Annotated in this window: 1 protein-coding gene; it reads right to left on the reverse strand. The window is 67.3% G+C overall.

What is annotated here, in order from left to right; genetic code table 11:
- Positions 1 to 57: 57 nt before the first annotated feature.
- Positions 58 to 651 (reverse strand): FUSC family protein, encoded by a 594-nt coding sequence (locus JCM25156_RS26180; RefSeq protein ID WP_242402748.1) that lies wholly within the window; start codon positions 649 to 651, stop codon positions 58 to 60.
- Positions 652 to 874: the final 223 nt, after the last annotated feature.

Raw genomic sequence — 874 nt, forward strand, 5'->3', positions numbered from 1 at the left:
CATCGGCCTGCGCGCCCCGGTCATGCATGTGCACAAGTGCGGCGCGCGCGGTCTCGCTTACCGGGCGGTCAACTGCTTCAGGCCATCCGCCAGCCCGCGCCATGCCTCGGGCGAGCCGGAGATGATGTTGACCACCGCCACCGCGAACACCCCGATGGAAATGGCCGATGCGCGCGAGACGGCCACGTTGAACACATCCTGTGGCCGGTCGATGCAGTTGACCGCGACCAGCGCCACGGTATAGCCCGACAGCAGCGCGCCATAGGAGCGGAAGTCCCGCTCCAGCGATCCGACAAACGCGCAGGCGGCCAGCCACAGCGCCACACCGCCCAGGAACGGCCCGCGCTGCCCGTTCCACACCGCCACCAGCACAATGGACACCCCCATGCCCACCACGGTGCCCAGCAGCCGGTAAAATGCCTTGGAAAGCGCCTGCCCGCGCAGCGGCTGCGCCAGGATCATGACCGTCACGCCCACCAGCAGCGGGTTGTCGATCTGGACCCAGAAGGCGGTGGCCAGCCCGATGACAAGGGAACACCACGTCCGCAGGCTGAACCCCACCCAGCCGGGGGGAAGTCGGTCCATCCATGGTAAGAACGCGCGCGCCATGTCGTGCAGGCGTCGCGTGCTTCCCGCCTCTATGTCTGGCATGGGCTCCCCGACCATTCAGTGGCACGTTGCGTCTGATACACTGAAAGTCGCTGTACATTCATAACAAATCGTGTACCGGGGCGGGCCGGACGGCCCGTTTTTCTCAGGTGGGGGAGATCACCCGGTGGCGGACGACTTCGCCCACGATGATCAGCGCGGGGCTGCCTATGTCCGCTTCCGCCGCCAGCCGCGCCAGCTGCCCAGCGTGCCGGTCAGCACGCGC

The organism is Komagataeibacter kakiaceti JCM 25156 (genome assembly GCF_000613305.1).